The organism is Ruegeria sp. HU-ET01832, from assembly GCF_040371315.1.
Classification (GTDB): domain Bacteria; phylum Pseudomonadota; class Alphaproteobacteria; order Rhodobacterales; family Rhodobacteraceae; genus Ruegeria; species Ruegeria lacuscaerulensis_A.
The window spans coordinates 161,775-185,326 of record NZ_BAABWL010000004.1 but is presented as its reverse complement, the minus strand read 5'-3'; the positions used below and the strand labels follow the sequence as shown (position 1 = coordinate 185,326).

General features: G+C 57.9%; 23 protein-coding genes and 1 tRNA gene. 11 read left to right on the top strand and 13 right to left on the bottom strand.

All coding sequences use genetic code 11. The features are described from left to right. Positions 1-2: 2 nt before the first annotated feature. The gene (locus ABWV79_RS13645) at positions 3-695 is read left to right on the top strand and encodes an IS6 family transposase (RefSeq protein WP_353392599.1); all 693 of its coding nucleotides are present in this window, start codon (positions 3-5) and stop codon (positions 693-695) included. Positions 696-763: 68 nt separating this feature from the next. Here ABWV79_RS13645 and ABWV79_RS13640 read toward each other — a convergent pair. Then, positions 764-840: transfer RNA gene (locus tag ABWV79_RS13640), tRNA-Arg, on the bottom strand. 114 nt (positions 841-954) lie between these two features. Between ABWV79_RS13640 and ABWV79_RS13635 the strand changes: the two genes are divergently transcribed. Further along, on the top strand, positions 955-1,980 hold the full coding sequence (locus tag ABWV79_RS13635; protein ID WP_353392598.1) for a LacI family DNA-binding transcriptional regulator: 1,026 nt from the start codon (positions 955-957) through the stop codon (positions 1,978-1,980). Between the two features lie 4 nt (positions 1,981-1,984). Then, positions 1,985-3,196 (top strand): winged helix-turn-helix domain-containing protein, encoded by a 1,212-nt coding sequence (locus ABWV79_RS13630; RefSeq protein WP_353392596.1) that lies wholly within the window; start codon positions 1,985-1,987, stop codon positions 3,194-3,196. Positions 3,197-3,199: 3 nt separating this feature from the next. On the opposite strand, the gene ABWV79_RS13625 is transcribed toward ABWV79_RS13630, so the two are convergent. Then, positions 3,200-3,898 (bottom strand): fumarylacetoacetate hydrolase family protein, encoded by a 699-nt coding sequence (locus tag ABWV79_RS13625; protein WP_353392595.1) that lies wholly within the window; start codon positions 3,896-3,898, stop codon positions 3,200-3,202. A 411-nt stretch (positions 3,899-4,309) separates the two neighbouring features. After that, entirely contained in the window at positions 4,310-4,744 is a 435-nt protein-coding gene (gene hpaR, locus ABWV79_RS13620) for a homoprotocatechuate degradation operon regulator HpaR (protein ID WP_170355688.1), read from the bottom strand. A 177-nt stretch (positions 4,745-4,921) separates the two neighbouring features. Here hpaR and ABWV79_RS13615 point away from each other — a divergent pair, with 177 nt between their 5' ends. After that, on the top strand, positions 4,922-5,692 hold the full coding sequence (locus ABWV79_RS13615; RefSeq protein ID WP_353392594.1) for an HpcH/HpaI aldolase family protein: 771 nt from the start codon (positions 4,922-4,924) through the stop codon (positions 5,690-5,692). A gap of 3 nt (positions 5,693-5,695) precedes the next feature. On the opposite strand, the gene ABWV79_RS13610 is transcribed toward ABWV79_RS13615, so the two are convergent. Next, positions 5,696-6,838, bottom strand: coding sequence for a DUF3095 domain-containing protein (locus tag ABWV79_RS13610; RefSeq protein ID WP_353392593.1), 1,143 nt, complete (start codon positions 6,836-6,838; stop codon positions 5,696-5,698). 141 nt (positions 6,839-6,979) lie between these two features. Between ABWV79_RS13610 and ABWV79_RS13605 the strand changes: the two genes are divergently transcribed. The 4 genes from ABWV79_RS13605 to ABWV79_RS13590 all read left to right on the top strand — a co-directional run bounded on the left by ABWV79_RS13605 (position 6,980) and on the right by ABWV79_RS13590 (position 12,077). Next, positions 6,980-8,152, top strand: a complete 1,173-nt coding sequence (locus ABWV79_RS13605; protein ID WP_353392592.1) for an MFS transporter — start codon at positions 6,980-6,982, stop codon at positions 8,150-8,152. Positions 8,153-8,175: 23 nt separating this feature from the next. Further along, positions 8,176-9,210, top strand: coding sequence for a glycosyltransferase family 4 protein (locus ABWV79_RS13600; protein WP_353392591.1), 1,035 nt, complete (start codon positions 8,176-8,178; stop codon positions 9,208-9,210). A 111-nt stretch (positions 9,211-9,321) separates the two neighbouring features. Then, entirely contained in the window at positions 9,322-10,344 is a 1,023-nt protein-coding gene (locus tag ABWV79_RS13595; protein WP_170355683.1) for an aspartate-semialdehyde dehydrogenase, read from the top strand. Positions 10,345-10,466: 122 nt separating this feature from the next. Next, positions 10,467-12,077 (top strand): DUF4139 domain-containing protein, encoded by a 1,611-nt coding sequence (locus ABWV79_RS13590; protein WP_353392588.1) that lies wholly within the window; start codon positions 10,467-10,469, stop codon positions 12,075-12,077. 63 nt (positions 12,078-12,140) lie between these two features. On the opposite strand, the gene ABWV79_RS13585 is transcribed toward ABWV79_RS13590, so the two are convergent. Beyond that, on the bottom strand, positions 12,141-12,791 hold the full coding sequence (locus tag ABWV79_RS13585; protein WP_170355681.1) for a carbonic anhydrase: 651 nt from the start codon (positions 12,789-12,791) through the stop codon (positions 12,141-12,143). Between the two features lie 153 nt (positions 12,792-12,944). Between ABWV79_RS13585 and ABWV79_RS13580 the strand changes: the two genes are divergently transcribed. The 3 genes from ABWV79_RS13580 to ABWV79_RS13570 all read left to right on the top strand — a co-directional run bounded on the left by ABWV79_RS13580 (position 12,945) and on the right by ABWV79_RS13570 (position 15,505). Next, on the top strand, positions 12,945-13,325 hold the full coding sequence (locus tag ABWV79_RS13580; protein WP_414478922.1) for a hypothetical protein: 381 nt from the start codon (positions 12,945-12,947) through the stop codon (positions 13,323-13,325). A 63-nt stretch (positions 13,326-13,388) separates the two neighbouring features. Next, a complete protein-coding gene (locus ABWV79_RS13575) occupies positions 13,389-14,771 on the top strand; it encodes a leucyl aminopeptidase family protein (RefSeq protein WP_353392587.1) in 1,383 nt (460 codons plus the stop codon). Next, positions 14,768-15,505 carry a C40 family peptidase gene (locus tag ABWV79_RS13570; protein WP_353392586.1) on the top strand — a complete coding sequence of 246 codons (738 nt, stop codon included), beginning with the start codon at positions 14,768-14,770 and terminating at the stop codon, positions 15,503-15,505. The genes ABWV79_RS13575 and ABWV79_RS13570 overlap by 4 nt, the downstream gene beginning before the upstream one ends. On the opposite strand, the gene ABWV79_RS13565 is transcribed toward ABWV79_RS13570, so the two are convergent. From ABWV79_RS13565 to ABWV79_RS13530, 8 genes are all read right to left on the bottom strand, one after another. Continuing rightward, a complete protein-coding gene (locus ABWV79_RS13565) occupies positions 15,502-15,852 on the bottom strand; it encodes a DUF2794 domain-containing protein (protein ID WP_170355678.1) in 351 nt (116 codons plus the stop codon). The genes ABWV79_RS13570 and ABWV79_RS13565 overlap by 4 nt on opposite strands. A 72-nt stretch (positions 15,853-15,924) precedes the next feature. Next, positions 15,925-17,592 (bottom strand): ABC transporter permease, encoded by a 1,668-nt coding sequence (locus ABWV79_RS13560; RefSeq protein WP_353392585.1) that lies wholly within the window; start codon positions 17,590-17,592, stop codon positions 15,925-15,927. A gap of 119 nt (positions 17,593-17,711) precedes the next feature. Continuing rightward, positions 17,712-18,929, bottom strand: coding sequence for a phenylacetate--CoA ligase family protein (locus ABWV79_RS13555; RefSeq protein ID WP_353392896.1), 1,218 nt, complete (start codon positions 18,927-18,929; stop codon positions 17,712-17,714). 19 nt (positions 18,930-18,948) lie between these two features. Continuing rightward, the gene (locus tag ABWV79_RS13550) at positions 18,949-19,782 is read right to left on the bottom strand and encodes an ABC transporter ATP-binding protein (RefSeq protein ID WP_170355676.1); all 834 of its coding nucleotides are present in this window, start codon (positions 19,780-19,782) and stop codon (positions 18,949-18,951) included. A gap of 73 nt (positions 19,783-19,855) precedes the next feature. Beyond that, positions 19,856-21,136: an ABC transporter substrate-binding protein gene (locus ABWV79_RS13545; RefSeq protein WP_170355675.1), complete on the bottom strand. Its 1,281-nt coding sequence runs from the start codon at positions 21,134-21,136 to the stop codon at positions 19,856-19,858. A 75-nt stretch (positions 21,137-21,211) separates the two neighbouring features. Further along, on the bottom strand, positions 21,212-22,288 hold the full coding sequence (locus tag ABWV79_RS13540) for a branched-chain amino acid ABC transporter permease (protein WP_170355674.1): 1,077 nt from the start codon (positions 22,286-22,288) through the stop codon (positions 21,212-21,214). 3 nt (positions 22,289-22,291) lie between these two features. Then, entirely contained in the window at positions 22,292-22,549 is a 258-nt protein-coding gene (locus ABWV79_RS13535; protein ID WP_170355673.1) for a hypothetical protein, read from the bottom strand. Between the two features lie 3 nt (positions 22,550-22,552). After that, positions 22,553-23,539 (bottom strand): branched-chain amino acid ABC transporter permease, encoded by a 987-nt coding sequence (locus ABWV79_RS13530; protein WP_170355672.1) that lies wholly within the window; start codon positions 23,537-23,539, stop codon positions 22,553-22,555. Between the last annotated feature and the right edge of the window lie 13 nt (positions 23,540-23,552).

Genomic DNA, 23,552 nt, shown 5'->3' with positions numbered 1-23,552 from the left:
TCATGCCACGCCTGAAGAGTTTTTGCTTTCCTCGTGAGATCATTGCTTACGCGGTCTGGTCTTACCATCGCTTTGCGTTGAGTACTGCTGACGTTGAGGATCTGTTAGCTGCGCGTGGCGTGATCGTTAGCCGGGAAGCAGTTCGTCTTTGGGTCAATCGCTTTGGTCGTCACTTTGCAGATTGCATCAGGCGGGATCGCCCACGGCCGAACGACAAGTGGCACATGGACGAAGTTGTGATCCTGATCCGTGGCAAGAAACACTGGCTGTGGCGTGCGATTGACGCCAATGGAAACGTTCTCGACATTCTCGTGCAAACGCGCCGAAATGCTAAAGCTGCAAAGCGCTTTTTCAACGGGCTGGTTGCCAAGTTTGGCGAACCCAGGGTCGTCATCACCGACAAATTGCGCAGCTATATCAAGCCGTTCAAAATACTGGCACCGAACACCGACCATCGTGCCCACAAAGATCTGAATAACGCGATCGAAGTCTCGCACCGACCAACTCGCAAACGAGAAAAGATAATGGGCCGTTTCAAGTCTCACCTAAAGGCTCAGAGATTTCTGTTTGCGAATGACCAAATCAACCTGGTCTTCCGCCCCCACCAATATCAACTCACCGCAAACTCATACCGCCACGCTCGTTCCGACGCATTCAGCCTCTGGGACGATTACGCTGTGGAAATGACCGCTTGATCCTGTCTTCGCCAATACCTCACATGCTCGGGTCAACAACTTGGCAATACTCAGAGCACTAGTAAGTCTGGCGACCCCGGCAGGATTCGAACCTGCAACCTGCCCCTTAGGAGGGGGCTGCTCTATCCAGTTGAGCCACGGGGCCGCGCAAGGCTCTCTGTACCCCGGATTTTTCAGGTTGTCATGACCTTTGATGGGCAGTTGTAAAATGCGTCCTGTTCACGCTACCATCCCTTAAAACAACGACGCAGGTGCCATCGTGACAACAGAAACCAAACGCCCGCTCACTCTTCGGGATGTCTCTGAGGCTTCGGGGGTGTCCGAGATGACGGTCAGCCGCGTCCTGCGCAACCGGGGTGACGTGTCGGATGCCACCCGCACCCGCGTTTTGGCTGCCGCAAAAGAACTGGGATATGTGCCCAACAAGATCGCTGGCGCGCTGGCCTCAAGCCGGGTGAATCTGATCGCGGTGATCATCCCTTCCCTTTCAAACATGGTGTTCCCCGAGGTGCTGACCGGCATCAACCAAGTATTGGAAGATACCGAATTGCAGCCCGTGGTCGGCGTTACCGACTACCTTCCCGAGAAAGAGGAAAAGGTACTGTACGAGATGCTCTCGTGGCGGCCATCAGGTGTGATCATCGCGGGGCTGGAACATACCGAGGCCGCGCGTGCCATGCTGGACTCCTCGGGGATTCCAGTGGTCGAGATCATGGATACTGATGGCAAACCCGTGGATGCAATGGTTGGCATTTCGCACCGCCGCGCCGGACGCGAGATGGCGCAGGCAATCCTGAAGGCGGGGTACGAGCATATCGGGTTTATGGGCACCAAGATGCCGCTGGATCACCGCGCCCGCAAACGGTTCGAAGGCTTCACCGAAGTGCTGGGCAAACACGGGGTCGAAATTGAAGACCGCGAGTTCTATTCCGGCGGGTCAGCCCTTGCCAAGGGGCGTGAGATGACGCAGGCCATGCTGGAACGCTCTCCGGATCTGGATTTTCTGTATTATTCCAATGATATGATTGGTGCCGGAGGGCTGCTGTACCTGCTGGAGCAAGGTATAGACGTGCCCGGACAGATTGGTCTTGCCGGGTTCAACAACGTTGAACTGTTGCAGGGCCTGCCGCGCAAGCTGGCCACGATGGATGCCTGTCGGCTTGAGATCGGACGCAAAGCCGCCGAGATCATAGCCGCCCAACTGGCCGATCCCGAGGCTGAATTAGAGTCTCGCGTTACCCTGACGCCGAAAATCAGCTATGGTGACACGCTGAAACGGCGCTGACGCCGTGGCTATTCAAAAGCTGGACAATCGCACAGCCCGATTGCTGTTCATGGACCGTCATGCATTGGCAGAACAGCCTTCAGGGGGGGCCAAAGGGGCAGAGCTGCTGGATCTGATCCATCGGCTGGGTTTTGTTCAACTGGACAGTATCAACACGGTTGCGCGCGCCCATGATATGATCCTGTTCTCACGCAGGCCCAGCTATCGCGCGCAAAACCTAAAGCGCCTTTATGAACGCGACCGCGCGCTGTTCGAACACTGGACCCATGATGCCGCCGTTATTCCGATGGAATTCTACCGACACTGGCATCTGCGCTTTCAACGCGATGCTGAACTGCTGAAATCCCGGTGGAAGAATTGGCGACGCGATGGCTTCGAACAGCAGTTCCAAAGCGTTCTGAACCATATTCGTGATCATGGCCCTGTATCGTCGTCCGATGTCGGGAAGGACGAAAAGAAGGGCTCGGGCGGGTGGTGGGACTGGCACCCTTCAAAAACCGCGCTTGAATTTCTCTGGCGATCTGGCGCGTTGACGGTTGTCGGACGGCGCGGGTTCCAAAAACGATACGACCTGACGGAACGGGTGATCGACACGCATCTTTGCCCCGGCGATGCAGATATTGATGCGCCGGAAACAGTGAATTGGCTTTGTAACGCAGCCCTGGACAGGTTGGGGTTCGCCACGTCCGGTGAGCTGGCAGCATTCTGGGACACAGTCAGCGCAACAGAGGCGCGAGAATGGGTAAAGCAGGCTCTAAGACGGGGAGAAATTGAGGAAGTCGAAATCACATGTGCGGATGGGCAGACCCGCAAATTGGTTTCAAAACCGGTCTTGGCCGACACCAAGCCCCAGGCTGCCCCGCCGGGTCGCATTCGCGTCCTCAGCCCCTTTGACCCCATGCTGCGTGATCGAAACCGGGCCGAGCGATTGTTCGGATTTCACTATCGTATCGAAGTCTTCGTCCCCGAAGCGAAGCGTACCTATGGGTACTACGTCTTCCCGCTGCTTGAAGGCGACCGGCTTATTGGCCGGATCGACATGAAGGCTCATCGCGATCGGGGCGTTCTGCAAGTCAGTGCGTTGTGGCCAGAACGCTCGGTCAAATGGTCCGCGGCACGGACAAGTCGTTTGACCTCGGAGTTGGACCGGGTCCGCAGGTTTGCAGGGCTGGATCGCGTGGAGTTTTCTAAGCACTGGCTGAAAGAGCCTAAATAGAGGCTATTCAGGATCTGACAGCGTTAGAGAGATTGGCTGCAGCCCATCTATTCCACCCTCAAGAACGTCTCCGGGCGCAAGCGCCCCCACTCCGGCCGGTGTACCGGTCAGGATTATGTCTCCGGGTCGCAGATGGTAATATCCGGAAAGGTGACTGATGATCTCATCAATCTTCCAGATCAGTTCGTGCAAGGTCGCATCTTGCCGAACGTCGCCGTTCACGCTGAGAAAAATGCGTTTGTCATCCTCGGGCATCCAGTCCGAGGCGCGCGTCAGCGGGGCAAGAACGGTGCCATTTTCAAGGTCTTTGCCCAGATCCCAAGGGCGTTGCTTGTTACGCTCGCGGATCTGCAAATCCCGACGGGTCATGTCCAGAGCACAGCCATAGGCGTAGACTGCATCTGCGGCCTCGGCAGGTTTGGCATTGAAAACGGGCTTTCCGAGCGCGACTGCCAATTCCATCTCATGATGAAAATTCTGGGTTCCGGACGGAAACGGCACGGTCGCACCGGACAGAACGGCATTGGCTGCCGATTTGGTGAAATAGAACGGCGCTTCGCGGTCAACCTCGTGGCCCATTTCCGCGGCATGGGCTGCATAATTGCGTCCGACACAGAAAATGCGACCGACGGGGTAAAAGGACGACTCCCCGTGGATCGGTACCTCGATCGGGTCTGGCAAGGAAAACAACGTATCAGACATCTTTGGCCCCTTCTTGCAACGCACTGGACGCATCCTAAGGATACACCCGGTCTGAACAAGCCAAAGCGACGTCCTGACCCGGGTTACTTTGTAGCCCTACATCTTGGAATGACAGATCGAAGCACTAAATCAAAGGTTGCAGACAACAAACAGACGTTGAATTGCACCCAGACCATTCTTGCCCGCCCAAAGCCCCAAGATAGGGCAGATTGCACAAAAGACCGGGTGCACCTGTTTCAGAGAACCGCGGTCGTGGCCCGCCCCCCCAAGGGTCGCAACTTTCGCAATGTCGCCTCATTTCAGGTTGGCTGGTCCTCTGAAGCGTCGGTCGGACACAAAACACAAGTCTAAGTCCGACTCTCCCGCCAGGGGACACCAATCACCGCCTCTGGCGGGGCGCAGAGTTACCTCTCAGGTTTTGAGATCATAAAGATCGTTCAGAAGGTCCAGCAGCGTCTCATGCCTTTTGGGGCCCAATTGCGACTTTATCTCATCCGCCAGCCGGACTGTAACGTCGATATTGTCGCGGATGATCTGCTCACCCGTTGGCATGATCTCGACAATCTGTCGGCGCTTGTCGATTGGGTGGGCACTGCGCCGGATCAGTCCCTTAACCTCGAGCTTTTGCAAAATCCGTGTCAGGCTGGGCAACAACAGACACGCCCGGTCAGCAATCACCGTGGGCTCTTGTGGACCTTCCTCGTTCAGAACACGCAACACACGCCATTGCTGCTCGGTTACGCCGGCGTCTGCCAACATCTTCCGAATAGGGCCCATGACCCGTTCGCGGGCCCGAAGCAACGCAATCGGCAACGAGCGGGATGTCGATGGCAGGTCTTTGGTCATACGGAATCTTGACCGAAATCCAATAAGACTGCAACAGCGCGGAAAACCCCTTATTCAGAGCCTTGTTGTCCAGATTTGCCCGCATCACCTTCGAACCCAATGCCAAATCTGATTGACCTTTTCCCCCGAATGGCCATCACTGTCAGGCGTTTCCACCACCGCCTTGGAGGCCCCGCGATGCCAGCCCCTGTAAACACATTCAAAGAAGCTCTGGCCAATGGGGATCGCTTGATCGGCTGTTGGACCAGCTTCGCCGAAAGCGTCACCGCTGAAATCATGGGAACCGCTGGCTTCGACTGGCTGGTAATCGACGGAGAGCATGCGCCCAACGATATCCGTTCGGTTCGTGACCAGCTAATGGCCTTGTCGGCCAGTGCCACACATCCGGTTGTTCGGGTGCCCGTCGGAGACACCGCGCTGATCAAAATGGTATTGGACGCCGGTGCCCAAACAATTTTGGTTCCCATGGTCAACAGCGCCGATCAAGCGCGCGAATTGGTGCGCGCGTGTCGCTATCCACCAGAAGGGGTCCGCGGCGTCGGTGCCGGCGCCGCGCGGGCGACCGGGTATGGATCTTTCTCCGATTACATCCAGACAGCAGATGCGCAAGTCTGCCTATTGGTTCAGGTCGAAAACCGTGCCGGTATCGCCGCGCTTGATGATATTTTGAAAGTCGATGGCGTCGAAGGCGTTTTTATCGGTCCAGCGGACTTGTCGACGGATATGGGATACCAGGGCAACAGCGCGGCGCCGGAGGTTCGCGAAACGATTGCCGACGCAATCAGCCGAATCAAAAAAGCCGGCAAGGCTCCCGGAATTCTGGGCACTCATGAAGAGGCGACACAAAGCTACCTTGAGATGGGCGCACAATTTCTGGCTGTTGGAATCGACGTCATGATCCTGACGCAGGCGGCGCGCGCATTGGCGACGAAGTGGAAGACCCGGTAACGATCAGCTCTGCATCGCCGCAGCGGCCTGCGCATATCCACCTGACGCGCCATCAACGAAATGCACGTGGTCATCGCGGGTAGCTGAAGGCACAAAACAGGTCATCATCGCCTCGTCCTGTGCGTGCAAGCCGTAACGCACCTTGCCGCGCCCGCGCGCTTGTTCCAGCATCATCTGAATTTGCGCCAACGTCGCAGGATCGCAATCCAGCGTCATTTTAAGCCCGTCGTCGAACTTTCGATAATCCGCATTCCGACTAACCATGCGTTTATAGTGATCCGGCTCAAAGTTACCCAGCCGTTTGCCGGACCGAAACAGCAATGCGATCAGCAAATTCTGTACCAACAGTTTGAGCGTTTGACCAACAAGGCTGCCGCCGGCGCGCGAGACATGGGCATCAATGCTCAGACCAGGTGGTGGCCATCCGATCGGTGGGCCGTTTTCCGGTACCGGGTGACCCGCGCGCTCCAACCCTTCGGCTGCAGACAGAACCGATTGGGCGAGGTCGGCAAAATCCGCCTCGGTGGCGTGCGGCGTGGGTTCCACGACCAGCGAAACGATCTGCCCATGCTGCGCCCTAACGTTGGACCACCGACATGAAAGACCGGTTAGATCAGGGCGCGCACCGGGGTCGGCCTCGGGCACCATAAAGTGACCGGCCTTCATCTGTGTTTCCGCCCAAGCAAGCCCCCCGCCCGAGAACATCGCATAGTCGACCCCGTCCGATGGTGCGAAACGGGCGACGCGCAGGTCTTTGCCCGCCTTGCGGATTTCGGCCACCGTCACCAATGCTGCGCGCAGCGGAATGGAAAACTCTTCCTCAGCCCAGCGCCTCATGGCGGCCAGAACCTCGCGGGCCGCTTCAGCTGCACTGGCGGGCACGGCAAAGCCTGCGCCGTCACCACCGAAGACATACGGAAACTCGCGCCCGCTCATGGCGTTGATCATCGCTGAAATAACCGCTGCCCCGACGGTATTGACCGTTTTGTAGCGTCCCTGCGCGATCTGCCCGGTCGAGTCGACAATGTCCGCAACACCAACAACCCAGTCACTGGGAATGGCCGAAAACCGCTGAGGGTCGGCCAAACGGGTAAAGTCCCGCAGCAAGGGCAGGCTGTCGTAAAACGCGACCTGAGCGTCCTTCATAATAACCTCTTGTCGAAATTATCTTTGAACATAGAGCGATTGTGGCACCTGTCCCGCGAAATCGTCATTACACACATGCTTGTGTGCGGAGTCTTGCCGTGCCAAGCATAGCCGGTTAGCCGCGGCGGAGAGAGTCATTTCATGAAAGCAGGTTTGGTCGTGTTGTGCCTGGGCTATGTGCTCAGCCAGTTTTTTCGCGCCTTTCTGGCGGTTCTCAGCGTTGATCTGGGCCGGGATATCGGCGCCACACCCGAAGACCTTGCCTTTGCATCGGGTCTTTGGTTCCTGATCTTCGCCGCCATGCAACTGCCCGTCGGATGGGCGTTGGATCGTGTTGGCCCCCGACTGACCTCGACTGTATTGCTGCTGGTCGGCGGCGCTGGCGGCGCGCTGATCTTTGCCCTGGCAAGCACGCCGTTTCATATCGCTGTGGCAATGGGACTGATCGGAGTGGGATGCTCGCCGATCCTGATGGCATCGTACTTTATCTTCGCCCGTGAATACCCCCCTGCTCGTTTCGCCACTTTGGCTGCTCTGATGCTGGGTTTGGGGTCAGTCGGCAATCTGGTTGCCTCATACCCCACGGCGCTGGCCGTCGAGCTGATGGGCTGGCGGGCCACAATGGTCACATTGGCCCTGTTTTCGGGCGCGATCGCCATCGGCATCCTGTTCACAGTTCATGATCCCAAACGCGTTGAAACCGACCACAAAGGATCGGTTCTGGATCTGCTGAAGCAGCCCGCACTCTGGGCCATCTTGCCCCTGATGTTGGTGGCCTATGCGCCATCGGCTGCAACCCGCGGCCTTTGGGCCGGACCTTATCTAAGTGATATCTTCGCACTCAGCACAACACAGATCGGAACCGCCACTCTGATCATGGGCGCGTCGATGATTGCGGGCACCTTCGCCTATGGCCCGCTTGACCGGATATTGGGAACGCGGAAATGGGTGATCTTTGGCGGCAACGCGCTGGGCGTGGTCGCCCTGACCCTATTGTGCCTGTGGATCGACAATGCGGTCTGGTTGTCGGTAGTTCTAATCTCGGTCATCGGGTTCACCGGGGCCAGCTTTCCTGTCATCATGGCCCATGGCCGCGCCTTTGTTCCTCCACACCTAGTGGGCCGAGGCGTGACCCTGTTGAACCTGTTCGGGATCGGAGGCGTCGGCCTTGCCCAATTCGTCACCGGCCGCGTCCACGCGGCCACGGTAGACATCAGCCCCTCCGCACCCTACACAGCGATATTCGGCTTTTTCGCCATCTCGCTTGCCATTGGCTGCGTGATCTATCTATTCAGCCGGGACAGCGTCGACTGACGCCAACCCCGTCAGGAGAGCCCATGTCTGACCCGCGCGTCATTGCCCCCAATCTCAAACGCAGGCTTTCGGGCGTGACGGCAACGATTGCGCGGCTGGTGCCGTTGCAGGTACAATGGATCGACATTGCAGCCACCGGTCCGGGCCTACCGGATGACATCCCGCATATCCCGCTCGGCCGCCTGCCCTTTCTGTCGCGCAAAACCCTGCGCGTCTGGCACGCACGTCGCAATACCGAGATGCTGTTGGGTCTGTTCCTGCGAAACATCCTGCGGTTGCGACTGAAACTGCTGTTCACCAGCGCGTCGCAGCGGGCGCATACCGGCTATACCAAATGGCTGATCGACAAGATGGACGCCGTAGTCGCCACCTCGCGCAAAACCGCAGGGTATCTGGATCGGGATGCACAGGTGATCATGCATGGCATCAACCTGCAGGATTTTACCCCGCCCGAGGATAAAGCATCCGTTCGTGCCCGGTTGGGCCTGCCTGATGGGTTGCTGCTGGGCTGCTATGGCCGTATCCGCCACCAGAAGGGTACTGACGCCTTTGTAGATGCAATGATCGATCTGTGTGGCCGCTTTGACGATGTGCATGGCATTGTCATGGGCCGCGCTACGGAACAACACACCACCTTTCTGTCCGAATTGAAAGACAAGGTCGCGGTGGCGGGCCTGTCCGACCGCATCCTCTTCATGCCCGAGGTTACAGTCGACCAGATCGCCGAATGGTATCAGGTTCTGGACCTTTTCATCGCGCCCCAGCGGTGGGAAGGCTTCGGCCTGACCCCGTTGGAGGCGATGGCCTGCGGCGTACCCGTCGTGGCCACCGATGTCGGTGCGTTCTCTGAGATCGTTACTGACCCGTCATTGGGCCATGTGGTGGAGCCAGGCAATATCCCGGCCTTGGCCGATGCCGCAGCCCGGATGCTGGAAAACCGCGATTCCCTAGCGCAATCCGGCCGCGCCGCCCGTACCCATGTCGAGCAGAATTTCGACATCAACGGCGAAGCAAAGACCCTTGTCGCCCTCTACGAACGGCTTTTGACCGACACCTGAGGCGATGCGCCGCGTCAAATCGGTGTCATCGGGCGGAATCTGACCCGAAAACCCTTTTTTCTTTGCCGCAACGCAGCTATGAACGCGCGTCCTTAACTTTGGAGACATGAAATGGGCTATCGCGTCGTTGTCGCCGGCGCCACGGGTAACGTGGGCCGCGAAATGCTGAACATTCTGGCGGAACGCCAGTTCCCCGTCGATGAACTTGCCGTGCTGGCAAGCCGTCGTTCGCTGGGTACCGAAGTAAGCTTTGGCGACAAGACACTGACCACCCAGGACATCGACACCTTTGATTTCACCGGCTGGGACATGGCGTTGTTTGCCATCGGCTCGGACGCAACCAAGGTTTACGCGCCCAAGGCGGCTGCGGCTGGTTGTGTGGTGATCGACAACTCGTCGCTCTATCGCTACGACCCCGACATTCCGCTGATCGTGCCGGAATGTAACCCGCAGGCGATCCACGACTATAAAAACAAGAACATCATCGCCAACCCCAACTGCTCGACCGCGCAGATGGTTGTCGCTCTGAAGCCGCTGCATGACCGCGCCAAGATCAAGCGCGTTGTCGTCTCGACCTATCAGTCGGTCTCGGGCGCGGGCAAAGAGGGCATGGATGAGCTGTGGGATCAGACCAAAGCGGTCTATAACCCCACGACCGAAGTGGAGCCCAAGAAGTTCCAGAAGCAGATCGCCTTCAACGTCATCCCGCAGATCGACGTCTTCATGGAAGACGGCTCGACCAAGGAAGAATGGAAGATGGTGGTCGAGACCAAAAAGATCGTCGACCCGTCGATCAAGGTCACAGCCACCTGCGTCCGCGTTCCCGTATTCGTCGGCCATTCCGAGGCCGTGAATATCGAATTCGAGGAATTCCTGGACGAAGACGAAGCCCGCGACATCCTGCGCGAGGCACCGGGCATCATGGTGATCGACAAGCGCGAGGCCGGTGGCTACGTCTCGCCTATCGAATGCGCGGGCGATTTCGCGACCTTCATCAGCCGCATCCGTCAGGACTCGACGGTGGAAAACGGCATCAATCTGTGGTGTGTGTCCGACAACCTGCGCAAAGGCGCCGCCCTGAACGCGGTGCAGATCGCCGAACTGTTGGGCCGTGAGGTTCTGAAAAAGGGCTGAAATCGCTAATCTGAACCAATATGAAGGGCCGCCTTTTGGGCGGCTCTTTTTATTTGACTTGATGTATTGCGGTTCAATTGCAACCAATACGGTAGTTTGCAATTTTATTTCCGCGAGTGATTATGAAACCAGTGTTCTATTTGTTTGCCCTTGTGCCGACCATTCTGTCCGCTGAAACCTTTACCCTTGATACAGATGTCAGCGCCGTGACCGTTTACCCGGACAGCGCCCTGATCACCCGAAGAGCTGAGTTCGACGTTCCGGCGGGCGCTCATCGCCTGATCCTGCTGGGCACCCCAGAGAACGACGATTTGGGCCACCAAATCGCGACCATGCAATTCCGCGCCGATGGGTTAACCCAAACAGCCCTTATTTCACGTTTCGAAGACGTGCCCTGGCGTGACTATGTCGGCGACGCCGTCAAACAGGTAGAAGACCGCATCAAAGACATAGAAACGCGAATTCAATCGGTACAAGATCAGGCCGAAACCGCCCGATTGAAAGCCCAAGCTGCCGATCATACGATTACGTTCCTGTCCAATCTGGGGCGTAACGTAGGTTTGGCCGGATCGGATCCCGAAAACCTGCGCAACATTGCCCGCATGGTTGGAAACGAAGCCCTTGAGGCCGAAAACACTGCGCTGGCGGCAGAGCTTGAGGCCCGCGAAACAGAAACCCAACTGACCGAGCTTGAGACCGAGTTGGACGCAGCCCGCGCTGATCTGGTCGCCCTTTGGCCCGAAGCGAATGAACGTATCCTTATCGCCGTAGATGTTGTTGCCGAAGAAGATACAGAAGGAACATTATCACTATCATATCTCAGTTATGAAACCGCAACTTGGCAGCCGGCTTATGTATTTGATCTGAAGACCGGAAGTGTCCCGGAGGTACAGATCAGTCGTAGCGTTCTGGTGGGTCAAATGACCGGCGAGAACTGGAACGACATCACCCTTAGCGTTTCCACACTACAGCCCAACGATCAAAGCGCCGCGTCAAGGATTAGAGACAAACGCCGCTCCATTCGTGAAAAACCCAAAGCGCTGGAAGAACCGGTTGCAGAGGCGCCCGTTTTCGAAGTAACTCAAAGATGGAGACCGAGCGCCGCGTCAATTCAAGGAACAGGCACGACCTATACACTGCCTGTGCCGATCTCGATTTCCAGCGGATATGGGGCCGCCGAGCTGGAACTGGACAGCATGTCCCAACCTGCGGAAGTGTTTGCCCTGGCAAATCCCAGCCGGGATACCACAGCCTACCGGACCGCGCGGTTTACGAACCCTTATTCGCAAAACCTGTTTTCATCTGACTACGCCCGGTGGCAGGTCGACGGTGTTCTGGTCGCGGTCGACTCCAGCCCTGATATCGGCCCCGGCGAAGAGGTCGAGCTGGGATTTGGCCCCCTATACGCGCTCACCTTGCGGCGGCAGGTTCTGGGTCGGCGCAGTGGTGATGTCGGTTTGATTGCACGGTCGAACGAACGCGCCGAACGTGCGCAAATTCGTGTTGAAAACCTTTCGGATGAGACATGGCCCCTGCGGTTGCTCGACAGTGTTCCATATTCCGAACAGGATGATCTTAAGATCGAATGGACCGCGACCCCCAAGCCGACCGACGAGAATGTCGACAACCGGCGCGGTATTCTGGCGTGGGAAATGGAGCTTGCGCCCGGCCAAACCGAAACCGTTGAGATCGAAACCAAGCTCAGCTGGCCCGAAGGAATGGTTCTGAAGTGATGAGTAACTGCGTTTCAAGAAGGGCCTGACCGGCCCTTCCGATCGCAGCGCACTTACTGATGGTCAAACAACCACGAACTTCTTTTCATGTGGGTCATAGCATTGCAGCCCGCCCTCTCCGATATCGGTCCACAGCCCGTGCAGGCTCAGTGATCCGTCCTCGACAGCCGAAGCAATGAACGGGAAGGTCAGCAGGTTTTCAAGCGAGGCGACAACCGCGTGGCGCTCGAATTGGCGCGCCTGGTCCGTGCTGTCCTCGATATCCGCTACCAGATCATATTTCGGCTTAAGGATATCCATCCAACGCCCCACAAAGCTGTCTTTCGCTTCAAGCTGCGGGGCCTGTCCTTTGCACATGTCGATACAGCCCTGAACACCGCCACATTGCGAATGGCCCAGAACGATCAGATGCGCCACTTTCAACGCAGTTACAGCGTATTCGATTGCTGCGCTGGTGCCGTGGTGGTCTCCGTCCGGGGCATAGGGTGGAACCAGGTTGGCAATATTTCGGTGAATAAAAAACTCACCCTGATCGGCTCCGAAAATCGAAGTCACGTGCACCCGGCTGTCACAGCAGGAAATGACCATGGCGCGCGGGCGCTGTCCTTCGGTGGCAAGACGCCGGTACCAGACCTGATTTTCCGAATACGTCGTAGCTTTCCAGCCGTGATATCGCTTGACCAGATAGTTCGGCAAAGGTTTGGCGCGATCCATTTTTATGTCCTTAGTCTTGTGTCTGACGAGTGCTGTAACCTGAATTCGCCGAAAATTCGAGCCATTATCCCAGTGCGCTGCAAGGTTTTGCAAACGAATTCCGCGCAACAGTCAATCCACGCCGTGGGGGCGTTTAGAATTGGGGTAAATGTGGTGGAAAAGATAGTCACACTTGAACACAAGGAATCCGTCCGTCTGGATCCGGACCAGTTGAATGGTCTTTGCGGGCAACTGGGTGATCAGAATGCACTGGACGTGCTATGCCGCACAGTCGAGGAATTGGCCGTGCGTTTGTCGAATTGCGAACGCTACTGGCGGCGGCGTGATTGGACCAGCTTGCGCAAATGTGCGCGTTCCCTGGTGGCGATTTCCGAACAGGTCGGCATGACTGCGCTGGCGCGCGTAGCGGGCGATGTGGCGCATAACGTGGATGTTGGCGATGCCGTCGCCACTGGCGCAACACTGTCGCGCCTGATCCGCGTGGGTGAGAAATCGCTGACCGTTATTTGGGACCAGCAGGATCTTTCGGTCTGACGGGGCTTGCGGACGGATCGTGGACGGATAGGCTGGGCGCAAACCGAACCAGTTGAGATCCCCATGACTCTGTCCTTTGCCTCCGCCTCTGACCCGTCCCTGCCATTGCATGTGATCGCGCAGCCCGATCTGGAAAGCTGGCTTTCGGATCAGCCGGGATCTATGGCTGCTTGGGTGGAAAACAGCGGGTTCACGGCCGGCTTGGGTCAAACGCTGTTGATACCCGATGCAGACGGAGCGCCGTCCATGGCGCTGGCGGGCTACGGCAAACCAGCGGGGCGGGCGCGCAAACGGTTCCCACTGGCCGCAGCGGCCGAAGCGTTGCCCAAAGGCACGTATCGCATAGCCTCGGGAGTATCGGATGATGTGCTTGAGACCGAATGCCTGGGATGGTTGCTGACCGGATACAGTTTCGACCGCTATGCCAGTCAATCCGCCGCCAAAGCGCGCCTCGTCGCACCGGATGGCGTGAATGCCACCCGATTAGAGGTTCTTGCCAAGGCCGAGGCGTTGATCCGAGATTTGGTCAACACCCCCGCCTCGGATATGGGGCCGGACCAGTTGCAGGCCGCATCTGAAGCGCTGGCGCAGGAATTCGGCGCATCCTGTTCAGTAATTGCGGGCGATGATCTGTTGGATCAGAATTTTCCCATGATCCACACGGTGGGTCGCGCGGCCGCGCAGGCTCCTCGTCTGATCGAGATGAACTGGGGTAACGCGGGGCCGAAACTGACTTTGGTCGGTAAGGGTGTCTGTTTCGATACCGGCGGGTTGAACCTTAAACCCGGTGCATCAATGGGATTGATGAAAAAGGACATGGGCGGGGCAGCCAATGTGCTGGGTCTGGCGCGGATGATCATGGCGCTGAACCTGTCGTTGCAACTGCGTGTCCTGATCCCAGCGGTTGAGAATTCGGTGGCCGGGAATGCATTCCGACCCGGCGATATCCTGACCTCGCGCAAGGGCCTTACGGTCGAGATCAATAATACCGATGCCGAAGGGCGTCTTGTTCTGGCAGACGCGCTGGCGCTGGCGGATGAGGGGCAACCAGACCTTGTGATTTCGATGGCGACATTGACCGGCGCAGCACGCGTGGCGGTAGGAACCGATCTTGCGCCGTTTTACACCAATGATGATGGCGTGGCGGATGCCTTGGCCCGCGGCGCGCGTCAAGCAGCCGATCCGGTCTGGAGAATGCCCTTTCACGAGCCATATGAAGGGATGATAGAACCTGGCATCGCCGATCTGGACAATGCGCCGGCTGGTGGGTTTGCCGGGTCAATCACCGCCGCTCTGTTCCTGCGCCGCTTTGTGGGTGACAACCGTTATATGCATTTCGATATCTTCTCGTGGCAGCGCAGCAAGGAACCGGGGCGCAGCAAAGGCGGTTTGGGACAAGGTCCACGCGCCCTGCTGGCCGCCTTGCCCGAGATGCTGAACCTATGACGCGACATAGCATCATCAAACCGGTCGTCGATTTGATGCGCGCGCCCGATGGCCCTCGGGATCGACAGCTTTTATACGGGGACACTGTCGCGGTGACCGATACCGCAGATGGATGGAAGCAGATCAAAGCGGACAAGGATGGATACCGTGGCTGGGTCCGCTCGAACCAGCTTGGTCTGCACGTTCCTGCTACCCATTGGATCACTGCACCGGCGACGCATATTTACGCGCAGCCGGACATGAAAAGCCCGGATTCCGCGTCGCTGAGTTTCGGCAGCAAGATAACCGCCAGTTCCGAGAAAAATGGGTTTCTGGAAACTGGTCTTGGGTTTATTCCCGCTGTTCACGCCAAACCTGTCGGCGTCACCCTGACCGATCCGGTCGCTGTGGCCGAACTGTTTTTGGGCACACCGTACTTGTGGGGTGGCAACAGCCGGTTTGGGTTGGATTGCTCGGGCCTGGTGCAGGCCGGAATGCTGGCCTGCGGATTGCCTTGTCCAGGCGATAGCGGGGATCAAGAGCGTGAAGTTGGCAGAACACTACCCGACGGTACACCGCCCCAACGTGGCGATCTTTTGTTCTGGAAAGGCCATGTTGCATGGGTTTACGCTGAGGACATGCTTCTACACGCCAACGCCTTCCACATGGATGTGACGTTCGAGCCGATGACGCAGGCGATCGCGCGTATCAAGGATCAGGGTGACGGGCCAGTGACCAGCCAAAAAAGGCTCTAATCAAGGTCAACCGAACGGATCAGCTTGCGTTCCAATACCCGTAGCACGGTGCGCAGATCATGGCCGCGCTTCAGGATACGGCCATCCATGCCCACCACCGAATACATCCCCTGTTTTTGCCGCAGGCGTGGGTGCTTTTCGACCCGATAGATCGGATGTTCAGCCGTGCGGCGAAAGATGGAAAACACTGCCATTTCGCGCAGGTTGGAAATGCCGTAGTCCCGCCACTCTCCGGCGGCGACCATCCGGCCATAGACGGACAAGATATGCGACATCTCGTGGCGGTTGAAGGCGACGGGCATCTGGGCCGAGTTACCAGAGAACCGGCTAGGAGGCTGCATGTTCATACGCCAAGCCTTGCCGGAAAACGCGCCTGAATCAAGCCCACCCAACGCAAGGTGTGGTAATTTTGAAGCGACCTAGCGTCTGCGCCCCACTTGCCGGCAGATCAGAATAACCGGCAACAGCCCCACAGCCAGAATGACCAGAGACGGCACCGCAGCCCCCTCAAGCCGTTCGTCCGAGGCCAGCCGATAGGCTTGCACCGCCAGTGTGTCAAAGTTGAACGGGCGCATGATCAGGGTCGCGGGCAGCTCTTTCATCACGTCCACAAACACGATCAGCAGCGCGGTCAGCAGCGATGGTGTCAGAATCGGCAGGTGCACGCGGCGCAGCGTGCCCAGCGGGCTTTGTCCCAAGGACCGAGAGGCCGCGTCCATATTAGCGTGGACTGTGCTTTGACCGCCCTCATAGGCACTTAGCGCAGCGGCCAGGAACCGGACCATATAGGCCGCAACCAGCAGCCAGATCGAGCCGGTGACAAGCAAGCCAGTCGAGATATCGAAGGTCTGCCGCATCCACGCATCCAGAGCATTGTCGAAACTGGCAAAGGGCACGATCAAGCCGACGGCGATAACTCCGCCCGGCACCGCATAGCCCAGTCGCGCCATATAGCCAGCGCCCGAGGATACCCGACCAGGGCGCAGGCGCTGAAAGAACCCGACACAGATCGCAGCAAACACTGTAATCACCGCGGCCGTCCCCGCCAAAGTCAGCGAGTTCTGGATGAAGTCGATATAGCGCCGCGACAGCAGGTTCTGCTCTGATTCCATCCCCATCTGAACCAGAATGAATACCGGCAGCAAAAAGCCCAACAGTACCGGAATGGCACATAGCGTAAACGCCGCCGCCGCCTGCCATCCTTTCAGTTGGGCCGAGGGCAGCGATGCGTGGCTTTTGCCCGCCTGGTAATATTTCGCTTTGCCGCGTTGCATCCGTTCAGCCACGGCCATCAGCAGTGCAAAACCCAGAAGGCACAACGCCAGTTGCGCGGCGGCAGCACGATCTCCGATGGAAAACCAGCTGGTGTAGATGCCGGTGGCAAAGGTCTGCACGCCGAAATAGGCGACGGTGCCGAAATCGGCGATGGTCTCCATGATGGCCAGCAACACACCCCCGGCAATCGCCGGGCGCGCCATTGGCAACGAAACGTGCCAGAAGGCCAGCCACGGGCTTTTGCCCAGCGCGCGCGCAGCCAGAAACGCACTGGCGCTTTGCTGCAGAAATGCCGCGCGGGCCAGCAGATAGACATAAGGATAAAGCACGAGGATCAGCATTGCCGCTGCACCCTCGGTCGAGCGGATCTCGGGGAACCAATAATCACGCGGGCCCCAGCCGGTTATGTCGCGCAGGGTGGTCTGAACGATACCTGGGTGGTCCAGAATGAACGTATAGGCATAGGCCAGAACATAGGCCGGAAAGGCCAGCGGCAGCACCAGCGCGATTTCCAGAAACCTCACGCCGGGAAAACGGGTCATCGTCACCAGCCACGCCGCACCGACACCAATGGAAAACGTCCCTATCGCCACCAAAACAACCAGCACCGCAGTGGTCAGCGCATAGCCCGGCAAGACCGTTTCCATTAGGTGAGAGATCGTGTCCGTACCGCCTGTCACCGCCGCCAGAACGACGGCCAGCATAGGAAGCAGACAGGCCGCCGCCACCAGACAGGCCACGGTCGCCACCAACCGGGTGCCCAACGCGCCCCGATTGCGCGTTCCGTGTTCTGAGAATTCGACGTCGGCCATGATCCCGGCTTTTTACTGGCTAAGGCGCAGGTTTCGTCTTTAATCGACCAAAACGGTCAGAAACACCAGTGGGCAGGGATACAAATCTGCGGCACATACTGCCGCAGACCTGCTTGGCGTCATTCGTAAACGCGCTGATCCTCGATCACCAACCCGTCCTTGGGCAGCGATCCCGGCGCGACGACCTCGATCGCGCCCTTCAGTTTCAGCAGCTCGACAACCGATTTAGCGTAGGCCATGTCATCGCCACCGGGGCTTTCGATCTGAACAGTCATCATGTCCATCTCACCCTGTCGGGCGGCAATGACGCGGGCTTTGACGATCTCGGCATGTTTATCGACCAGCGCGGCCACCTGTTCGGGGCGTACAAACATACCCTTGATCTTGGTGGTCTGATCGGCGCGGCCCATCCAGCCCTTGATCCGTGCATTGGTGCGCCCGCAAGATGACTGGCCGGGCATGATCGCCGATAGATCGCCTGTGGCGAAACGGATCAGCGGATAGTCGGGGTTCAATGAGGTCACAACGACCTCACCCACTTCACCCTCTGCCACCGGGGTGCCGGTGCCGGGGGTCACGATCTCAACAATGACATGTTCGTCGATGATCATCCCCTCCATAGCGGGGCTTTCGTAGGCGATGTTACCCAGATCGGCAGTGGCATAGCATTGCAGGCACGAGATCCCGCGATCCGCGTATTCCTGCCGCAGTGACGGAAACAAGGCCCCGCCCCCTACAACGGCGGTAGTGAAATGAAGCTGGACGCCCATATCGTCCGCTTTGTCCAGTATGACCTTCAGGTAGTCCGGCGTCCCGGCATAGGCGGTGCAACCCACATCGCGGGCAGCAGTCACTTGCAGTTCGGTCTGTCCGGTGCCTGCGGGTAGAACAGCTGCCCCAACCGCGCGCGCGCCGCTTTCAAAGATCATACCCGCGGGCGTCAGGTGATAGCCAAAGCAATTCTGAACGATATCGCCCGGCCCCACACCAGCAGCGTGCAGGAATCGGCCCATGCGCCACCAGTCGGGATCGGTGCTGCCCGGTTCATAGATCGGGCCCGGAGATTGAAACACATGGTGGAAATGCCGTGCGGGTTTGACGGTGAACCCTCCAAATGGAGGACGTGCAGCCTGTGCCTGCGCCAAGTCTGATTTGCGCAGTACCGGAAGTTTGGGCAAGTCCTCGACAGACGCAACACCGCCCGTCACCACATCCGTCAGATGCGTTTGAAAACCCGGGGCGGAAAGGGCCCGAGCAAGTTGTTTTTGCAGCGCCTCGGCCTGATCAGCAGCGCGTTTGTCGGCTGATCGGGTCTCGAGTGCGTCGAAATAGGTCATCGCCAGATCCTCCATCCGCTTACAGCCACCTCTTGCGGCGGCGATAGGACCGCACATCGCGGAAGCTCTTGCGACCCTCATCCGACATGCCGAGATAAAATTCCTTCACGTCCGGGTTTTCGCGCAGTTCCGCCGCCGGACCGTCCATCACCACACGACCCGATTCCAAGATGTAGCCGTAATGCGCAAACCGCAGCGCCACGTTGGTGTTCTGTTCGGCCAACAGGAAGGACACACCCTCTTTCTCGTTCAGGTCTCTCACGATGCCGAAAATCTCTTCGACCAGCTGCGGGGCCAGACCCATCGACGGTTCATCCAACAAGATCGTCTCAGGTCGTGACATCAATGCGCGCCCCATGGCGACCATCTGTTGCTCACCGCCCGAAGTATATCCGGCTTGAGATTTGCGGCGTTCGGCCAGTCGCGGAAAATAAGAATAGACAAGCTCAAGGTCTTTCTGAATCGCAGCCGCACCGTCCTTACGGGTATAGGCACCGGTCAGCAGGTTCTCCTCGACCGTCAGGTGTTCGAAACAATGGCGGCCTTCCATAACCTGGATGACGCCCTTTTCCACAAGATCAGCTGGATCGCTTTCATGCACGCTGGTACCGCGATACTTGATCGTCCCTTTCGTGACCTCGCCCCGTTCCGAATGCAGCAGGTTCGACACCGCCTTGAGCGTTGTCGTCTTGCCCGCCCCATTGCCACCCAGCAAAGCGGTTATCCCGCCCTTGGGCACGGTCAGGCTGACGCCTTTCAAAACGAGGATCACGTGGTTGTAGATCACCTCGATATTGTTGACCTCAAGCAGGGTTTCAGCCTGCACTTCGGTGTTTTGAGCCGCATCCAGCATCAGTGCGTGTCCTCAGGCTTGTGTTGGGGTCGGGGCGGCGTCAATGCGCCACCCCGTTTTTCAGGAGATCGGATCAGCAACGTCCGTCGATTTTGTTCTCGGTCGCATAAGCGCTCGAGTCTTCGTTGATCAGCGGGCCGATCACGTCGCCATCGGTGGCCTTAAACTCTGAAATCAAGCTCCAGGTCTTGCTGGCCGCGTCCCATTGGGTCACACCAACCAAAGCGTCCCCGCCGTGGTTTTCGCACGAGACCGAGAAGGCTGGACCAAAGTTGGGCAGACCCAGTTCGGTCATTTTGGCTTCGGTGATTTCCAGCGCTTCCATACCATCGCGCATCATCGCAGGGGTGATGTCGTCGGTTCCGTGGATTTCCTGCGCTTTCTTGGCAGCTTCGGCGGCCAACATAGCGGCATAGAGACCGCGGTTATACAGAACCGTACCTACCTGATCGCCCGCACCGGCAGCCTTACCGGCGTCGACCACATATTTCTGCAGGTCGTCAAAGACCGGGAAATCGGTGCCCACGTTGTGGAAGGTCAGTGCCTTGTAGCCGTTGGCGGCTTCACCCGCAGGCAGCACGTCATTCTCGGAACCCGACCACCAGATACCGATGAAGTTTTCCATCGGATAGCGGATGTTGGCAGCTTCCTGAACAGCGACCTGGTTCATCACGCCCCAGCCCCACATCAGGACGAAGTCGGGACGATCGCGGCGAATTTGCAGCCATTGGGATTTCTGCTCCTGACCTGGGTGATCAACGGGCAGCGCAACGAGCTCAAAGCCATGCTTTGCCGACAGCTCTTCGAGTGTGCGGATCGGCTCCTTGCCGTAGGCCGAGTTGTGATAGACCAGCGCGATTTTCTTACCGCTGAGGTCGCCGTTGTTCGACTCCAACAGATAGTTGATCGCACCCGAGGCCCCATCCCAGTAGTTCGCAGGATAGTTGAAGGTATGGCTGAACACGTCACCGTTCTTGGCCGAAGTACGCCCATAACCCATCGTGTGCATCGGAATGCCATCTGCGGTGGTCTTGGGGATCAGCTGATAGGTAATGCCGGTCGAAAGCGGCTGATACACCAACGAGCCTTCGCCCTTGGTCGATTCATAGCATTCCACACCTTTTTCAGTGTTATAGCCGGTTTCGCATTCGATCACCCTGGTCGGAACTCCTCCGATCCCGCCATCGCGTTCATTCAGCAGTGTGAAATAGTCGGCATAGCCATCCGCAAACGGGATACCGCCCGCCGCATATGGCCCCGTACGATAACTAAGCGACGGAAAGACGAGGTCGGCCATAACCGGACCTGCCGCCATTACAGCGCCCAGCGCCATGGTTGCCAGTTTCAATTTCATCGGGTGTCTCCTCCCTTGGTTTGTCCGATGGTGAGCTCGGGCGTGTACCACCCGTTATGTGATTGGGCCGACCCGCTAGTGCGGGAATGGCCAGAGTCTCAGTTTTTCTTTCGCCACGCGCCACAGTTGCGCCAGACCATGTGGTTCAAGGATCAGGAACATGATGATCAGTCCGCCGACGATGACGAGATTCAAATGCGCCACGATATCGGTGGGCCAACCCAGCATGTCCGCACCGACGACCTTCAGCACGACTGGCAGCAGAACAAGGAACGCAGCCCCCGCGAAAGACCCGAAGATCGAGCCCAGCCCGCCGATAATGATCATGAACAGCACTAGGAACGATTTCTGGATGCCAAACACTTCGCCGACTTCGACCGCACCCAGATAGACCGCAAAGAACAGCGCACCCGAGACGCCCACAAAGAACGAACTGACGGCAAAGGCCGTCAACTTCGCCCGCAGGGGGTTCACGCCGATGATCTCGGCAGCGATGTCCATATCCCGGATCGCCATCCATTTTCGCCCGGTCGTACCGCGCGTCAGGTTGCGGGCAATCACGGCACAGACTGTCAGGAAGATCAGGCAAAACAGGTAGGTGGCCCAGGCTGGCGCATTCGGACCTGTGATGATGATACCAAATACTTCCCGTTCAGGCGCGTTGATCTGACCCGAGGCTGAGTAGTTGTAGAACCACGGCACGCGGTTAAACAGCCAAACCAGGAAGAATTGCGCCGCCAGCGTCGCCACGGCCAGATAGAAGCCCTTGATCCTAAGGCTTGGCAAACCAAACAAAACACCCACCAGCGCGGTAATGCCACCTGCAAGGATAACATGGATAAACATGCTGACATCAGGGAAGGCCGTCATCAGCTTATAGCAAGCGTAGGCCCCCACAGCCATGAATCCGCCTGTCCCCAACGAGACCTGACCGCAATAACCCACAAGGATATTCAACCCGATCGCTGCAATCGCGTAGATCAGGAAAGGCAAAAGCAAAGCGTTCGCCCAGTAGTCGTTGATGATGAACGGGATGATCCCAAATGCCACCGCCAGCACCACATAGTACCGATACCGGTCGAACTTGATCGGGAAGGTCTGGCTGTCATCCACGTAAGAGACTTTGAAGTCCCCTGCTTCACGATAGAACATGTCTTACTTTCCCCATTGTTCCTGCGCCCGGTTCCGGGCCGCAGCATCCAGTTGGTTCGATCCCTTGGCGTAGCCGCTCGCTTCGGACGCGCGCACAAGTTTCAAATAGGCCAGAACACCCATGACCAGACCGGCAAAAGCCAGTATGGCTGCGATTGTCACTTGCCCGTCCGACAGGTCGTCCGACGTCAGAGCGATATATCCAAACGCCCAGAACCCGGCCCAGGCAATGACATTGGTGATGGCGATCAGTTTGGTCATGCCCTACACCCTCTCGATGATCTTTTCGCCGAACAGACCCTGCGGCCGGAAAACCAGGAAGATCAGCGCCAGTACATAGGCAAACCAGTTCTCAGTCGCCCCGCCCACCATCGGACCGATGGCAAACTCAAACAGTTTTTCGCCCACACCAATGATCAGGCCGCCAACGATGGCGCCGGGGATCGAGGTGAAGCCGCCCAACATCAGAACCGGCAGCGCCTTGAGCGCGATCAGGCTCAGCGAGAATTGAACGCCCGATTTCGTGCCCCACATAATGCCCGCGACAAGGGCCACAAAACCGGCCACTGACCAGACCATCACCCAGATGAAGTTCAACGAGATCCCGACCGACAGCGCAGCCTGATGATCATCGGCCACCGCGCGCATCGCACGCCCTTGTTTGGTGTACTGGCTGAACGCCACCAGCGCCGCCACCAGCAATGCCGCGATCACTGTTGCAACAATGTCCAGATTGTCGATGAAGAAGCCGTAGCCAAAGATGTTGAACGTGCTCTCATCGATCCAAAGGTTGATGCCCTGCGGAAGGCCCACGTCCAGCGTCTTGATTTCGGACCCCCACATCAGGTCTGCAACACCCTCAAGCAGATAGGCCAGACCAATCGTTGCCATGAACAGAATGATCGGCTCCTGCCCCACCAGATGGCGCATCACAAAGCGCTGCACCGCCCAAGCCAGCAGAACCATCACCGCCATGGTCAGAATAATCGCCAGCAGCGCAGGCACGCTCCAGCCAAAATAGTGGATATGCGTCCCGAACGTGGCATTGATCAGATGCGCAAACGGCACCTGCCCTTTCATAATCCCGACCAAAGTCATCGCAGCAAACAGCGCCATAACCCCTTGGGCATAGTTAAAAATCCCCGAGGCCTTGTAGATCAGCACAAAACCCAGCGCGACCAAAGCATAAAGTACCCCAGCCATCAGGCCATTCAGGATGACCTCCATCGCGAATACCAACTGATCAGGCATGTCCGCCCCCTCT

Excerpts from the sequence above, each read along its gene's own strand:
- ABWV79_RS13645 (WP_353392599.1), top strand. The coding sequence starts at position 3 with ATGCCACGCCTGAAGAGTTTTTGCTTTCCTCGTGAGATCATTGCTTAC.
- ABWV79_RS13625 (WP_353392595.1), bottom strand. The coding sequence starts at position 3,898 with ATGTCTGATACGTTGTTTTCCTTGCCAGACCCGATCGAGGTACCGATC.
- hpaR (WP_170355688.1), bottom strand. The coding sequence starts at position 4,744 with ATGACCAAAGACCTGCCATCGACATCCCGCTCGTTGCCGATTGCGTTG.
- ABWV79_RS13615 (WP_353392594.1), top strand. The coding sequence starts at position 4,922 with ATGCCAGCCCCTGTAAACACATTCAAAGAAGCTCTGGCCAATGGGGAT.
- ABWV79_RS13610 (WP_353392593.1), bottom strand. The coding sequence starts at position 6,838 with ATGAAGGACGCTCAGGTCGCGTTTTACGACAGCCTGCCCTTGCTGCGG.
- ABWV79_RS13605 (WP_353392592.1), top strand. The coding sequence starts at position 6,980 with ATGAAAGCAGGTTTGGTCGTGTTGTGCCTGGGCTATGTGCTCAGCCAG.
- ABWV79_RS13600 (WP_353392591.1), top strand. The coding sequence starts at position 8,176 with ATGTCTGACCCGCGCGTCATTGCCCCCAATCTCAAACGCAGGCTTTCG.
- ABWV79_RS13595 (WP_170355683.1), top strand. The coding sequence starts at position 9,322 with ATGGGCTATCGCGTCGTTGTCGCCGGCGCCACGGGTAACGTGGGCCGC.
- ABWV79_RS13590 (WP_353392588.1), top strand. The coding sequence starts at position 10,467 with ATGAAACCAGTGTTCTATTTGTTTGCCCTTGTGCCGACCATTCTGTCC.
- ABWV79_RS13585 (WP_170355681.1), bottom strand. The coding sequence starts at position 12,791 with ATGGATCGCGCCAAACCTTTGCCGAACTATCTGGTCAAGCGATATCAC.
- ABWV79_RS13575 (WP_353392587.1), top strand. The coding sequence starts at position 13,389 with ATGACTCTGTCCTTTGCCTCCGCCTCTGACCCGTCCCTGCCATTGCAT.
- ABWV79_RS13570 (WP_353392586.1), top strand. The coding sequence starts at position 14,768 with ATGACGCGACATAGCATCATCAAACCGGTCGTCGATTTGATGCGCGCG.
- ABWV79_RS13565 (WP_170355678.1), bottom strand. The coding sequence starts at position 15,852 with ATGAACATGCAGCCTCCTAGCCGGTTCTCTGGTAACTCGGCCCAGATG.
- ABWV79_RS13560 (WP_353392585.1), bottom strand. The coding sequence starts at position 17,592 with ATGGCCGACGTCGAATTCTCAGAACACGGAACGCGCAATCGGGGCGCG.
- ABWV79_RS13555 (WP_353392896.1), bottom strand. The coding sequence starts at position 18,929 with ATGACCTATTTCGACGCACTCGAGACCCGATCAGCCGACAAACGCGCT.
- ABWV79_RS13550 (WP_170355676.1), bottom strand. The coding sequence starts at position 19,782 with ATGCTGGATGCGGCTCAAAACACCGAAGTGCAGGCTGAAACCCTGCTT.
- ABWV79_RS13545 (WP_170355675.1), bottom strand. The coding sequence starts at position 21,136 with ATGAAATTGAAACTGGCAACCATGGCGCTGGGCGCTGTAATGGCGGCA.
- ABWV79_RS13540 (WP_170355674.1), bottom strand. The coding sequence starts at position 22,288 with ATGTTCTATCGTGAAGCAGGGGACTTCAAAGTCTCTTACGTGGATGAC.
- ABWV79_RS13535 (WP_170355673.1), bottom strand. The coding sequence starts at position 22,549 with ATGACCAAACTGATCGCCATCACCAATGTCATTGCCTGGGCCGGGTTC.
- ABWV79_RS13530 (WP_170355672.1), bottom strand. The coding sequence starts at position 23,539 with ATGCCTGATCAGTTGGTATTCGCGATGGAGGTCATCCTGAATGGCCTG.